This window comes from Frankia sp. AiPs1 (genome assembly GCF_023716945.1).
Classification (GTDB): domain Bacteria; phylum Actinomycetota; class Actinomycetes; order Frankiales; family Frankiaceae; genus Frankia.
This window is the reverse complement of sequence record NZ_JAMQQF010000597.1, coordinates 1-3,592: the sequence shown is the minus strand read 5'-3', so window position 1 is coordinate 3,592 and position 3,592 is coordinate 1. Positions and strand designations below refer to the sequence as shown.

The 3,592-nt window shown below is 71.4% G+C and carries 2 protein-coding genes; one reads left to right on the top strand and one right to left on the bottom strand.

Annotation, left to right across the window (positions count from 1 at the left end; translation table 11 throughout):
• Nucleotides 1-21: 21 nt before the first annotated feature.
• Nucleotides 22-2,034 (bottom strand): nucleoside-diphosphate sugar epimerase/dehydratase, encoded by a 2,013-nt coding sequence (locus ND748_RS28015; RefSeq protein WP_251749197.1) that lies wholly within the window; start codon nucleotides 2,032-2,034, stop codon nucleotides 22-24.
• Nucleotides 2,035-2,150: 116 nt separating this feature from the next.
• Between ND748_RS28015 and ND748_RS28010 the strand changes: the two genes are divergently transcribed.
• A partial coding sequence (locus ND748_RS28010; RefSeq protein WP_251749196.1) for a polysaccharide biosynthesis tyrosine autokinase occupies nucleotides 2,151-3,592 on the top strand: 1,442 nt, incomplete at its 3' end.

The following is a 3,592-nucleotide window of genomic DNA, read 5'->3' as shown; positions in this document are numbered from 1 at the left end:
ACCCACCGCCGCCCGCCAAGGTCACGGCGTGGCGGGGCGGGCGGGGTCGCAACGATCCGCGGTCGGCTGGCGGGGAATCAGGCCACCCGCCGGGGCGACGGTGGCGGCCGGGATGTCGGTGGCGGCGGTGGCGACGGTGGCGGCCGGGACGACGACAGCCGCGGTGGCGGGGACGAGGACCGCCTCGCGGGCCAGCGCGGCGAGCTCGGCCAGCACCTGTGCCGGCGGGGCCCAGGGGTCGAGGGCGAGCGCCCGGGTCGGGTCCAGCGCGGGCACATCGACGTGCGAGATCAGGGGATGGTGCGGGCGGTGGTCGGTCTCGCCGTCGCCGAACAGCTCCTCGTGCAGCTTCTCCCCGCGGCCCAGGCCGGTGTAGACGATCTCGATCGGCTTCTTCTCGCGCGCCGCGAGCCGCGCGGCGACGTCCGCGATCCGCACCGGCTCGCCCATGTCGAGGACGAGGGCCTCGCCCGCGGCGCCGAGGGCGCCGGCCTGCAGCACGAGTTGCACGGCCTCGGGGATGGTCATGAAGTACCGGGTGACCTCGGGATGGGTGACCGTGATCGGGCCGCCGGCGGCAAGCTGGCCGGCGAAGACGGTGAGCACGGAGCCGTTGCTGCCCAGCACGTTGCCGAACCGCACGCTGACCAGCGTCCCGCTGGCCTCCTGGGCCAGGTGGGCGGTGAGCCGTTCGGTGATCCGCTTCGAGTAGCCCAGCGCGCTCACCGGGTTGGCGGCCTTGTCCGTCGAGATGTTCACCAACCGCTCGACGCCGCAGGCCACGGCCGTCCGCAGGATCGCCAGGGTGCCCCAGACGTTGGTCTTCACCGACTCGCCAGGGAAGCGTTCGAGTAGTGGGAGATGTTTGAGGGCCGCGGCGTGGAAGACGACCTGCGGGCGGCGCTCCATGAACAGCGTGGTGACGAGGTCGAGATCGCGGATGTCGCCGAGCACGATCGCATCGTCGTCGAGCATCGCGCGACCCGTGATCGAAAGCTGCACCGCCCGCAGCGCGGACTCGTCCCGGTCCAGCATGATCAGTTCGGCCGGGCCGTAGCCGGCGATCTGCCGGCACAGCTCCGATCCGATCGACCCGCCCGCGCCGGTCACCAGCACCCGGCGTCCCACCAGGTAGCTCGCGGCGGCGGCCATGTCGGTGCGGACCTGGCGGCGGCCGAGCAGGTCGGCGAGGTCCAGGTCGCGGATGTCGCCGACGCCGACCCGTCCGTCGATCAGATCGCCGACCTTGGGCAGGACCTTCACGGTGAGACCGGCGCTCTCGGCGATTCTGCTGATGTCCCGGAGCAGCCCGGCGTCCGCGCTCGGGATGGCCACCAGCAGGGTCCTTGCTCCGGTGGCCGTCGCGACCGGACCGATCGACTCCCGTCCGCCGAGTACCCGAACCCCGAGCAGGCGCAGGTTGTGCAGGTTCGGGTCGTCGTCCAGCAGGGCGACCGGGTAGTAGGGGCTGTCCTGGGTGCGCAGCATCGCCGTGAGCACCCCTTCGGCTCCGTCACCGGCGCCGAAGATCAGTATCGGCTCGGCGCTGTCCCGGTTCGGCCGGCGTAGCTGCTCCTCCACCAGCCGCCACAGGTAGCGCACGCCGAACATCACGACCAGGGTCACCGCGCCGCCGAGTGGCGGCACACTCAGCGGCATCGGGCGCGGCGAGCCGAACGCGGCGATGACGACGAGCACGCCGACGTTGGTCAACAGCACCGCCACGAGTAGCCCGAGGACTTCCTCGAAGCCACCGAAGCGGTAGCGCCCCAGATAGAGGTGCAGCGCCGTGCCCAGGAAGTGGAGCAGGCAGACCGCCAGGGCGCAGATAACCCAGAAGCCGAGGTCGGCGACGGCGTCGTGGGTGAAGTCGAACCTTCCGAGCTGGGCCGAGGCGAGACCGAGGACCATTGCCGCGCTGTCCAGGGCGATCTGCAGTCCGACCCGTTGGCGGAGGTTCAGCCTCAGGACGCGCCGCGCGAGGTGCGCTGTCCGCCGCCGGTCGGCTGTGCCGTCTACTCTACGTCTCCACATGGGGTCATAGAGTAAGCGTGACTGAGAGTAAAATAATCGCTACTCATCAAGTATGTTGAGGTGGTCCTCGATGACGGTGAGTGGTCGGTACATACATCCCGGAGGGTGGTCGACGAGTGGAACTGCGTGACTATGTCCGCGTCCTTCGCCGCAGCTGGATGCTCATGGTGGCCTGTCTGGTGCTCGGCGGTCTGCTTGCCGCGGCCTCGACCTGGCGGGCGACGAAGGAGTACGCCGCGTCCGTGACCATGGTCGTCTCCTCGCCCGACAACGCCGAAGGCGCTGCCTCGGCCTACCAGGGCGGGCTGCTCTCCCAGCAGCGGGTGAAGTCCTACGCGAACCTCGTGGCCAGCGAGCGGGTGGCGGCCGCGGTCATCGACCGGCTCCACCTGAAGTCGACCCCGCAGGCGCTGCGGGGGCAGATCTCCGCGCAGGCCGTCCCGGACACCGTGCTGCTGCGCGCCATCGTCCGCGACCGGGTGCCGAGAAGAGCCCAGTCGATCGCCGACGCGGTCGGCGAGTCGTTCTCCGTCGCCGTGGCCCAGATCGAGGCGCCCGCGGACGACGAACCGCCGTCGGTCCGGGTCAGCGTCTGGGAACGGGCCAAGTTGCCGGTCTCGCCGGTCTCCCCGCAACCGACCCGCAACATGGCCCTCGGTCTGCTGCTCGGGCTGATGGCCGGCGTGGCGGCCGCGATCATCCGGTTCCGCCTGGACACCAGCATCGCCGGGGAGGAGGACGCACGGGAGGCGACGGACCTGCCCAACCTGGCCGTGATCGCCTTCGATGCCGACGCGGCCCGCCGACCGCTCATCACCAACGCCCGGCCGCACTCCGCCCGGGCCGAAGCCTTCCGCCAGCTTCGCACCAACCTGCAGTTCGTCGATGTGGATGCCGGCCCCCGGTCGATCCTCATCAGCAGCTCCGTGCCGGGGGAGGGCAAGACCACCACCATCTGTAACCTGGCGATCAGCCTGGCCCAGGGCGGTGCCCGGGTCTGCCTGATCGAGGGCGACCTGCGCCGCCCGTCCTTCGGCGACTATCTCGGCGTCGAGTCCGCGGCGGGCCTGACCTCCGTCCTCATCGGCGCCGCCGACCTCGACGACGTGTTGCAGCCGTGGGGCGAGGGCCGGGTGGGGGATGGCCGGATCGAGGTGCTCGCCTCTGGACCGGTCCCCCCGAACCCCAGCGAGCTGCTCGGCTCCAAGGGCATGGCCGATCTCATCGAGCTGCTGCAGGTCCGGTTCGACATCGTGCTGATCGACGCCCCGCCCCTGCTGCCCGTGACCGACGCGGCGGTGCTCGCGACCCGGGCCGAAGGGGTACTGCTGGTGGCGCGGGTCGGCCGGACCCGCCGCGAGCAGCTCCGCCGCGCCACCGAGGCGTTGCGTGCGGTGGACGCCCGGATGGTCGGCACGGTGCTGAACATGGTCCCGACGAAGGGGCCGGACGCTTACTACTACCGCCAGTACGGCAACTACGCGCCGCGGGGCCGACACGCCCGCTCGTCGGCGGTGCGGGCGGCCAGCGTCCCCGCGCCGGATGCCGGCGTCGGGCC

Excerpts from the sequence above, each read along its gene's own strand:
- ND748_RS28015 (WP_251749197.1), bottom strand. The coding sequence starts at position 2,034 with ATGTGGAGACGTAGAGTAGACGGCACAGCCGACCGGCGGCGGACAGCG.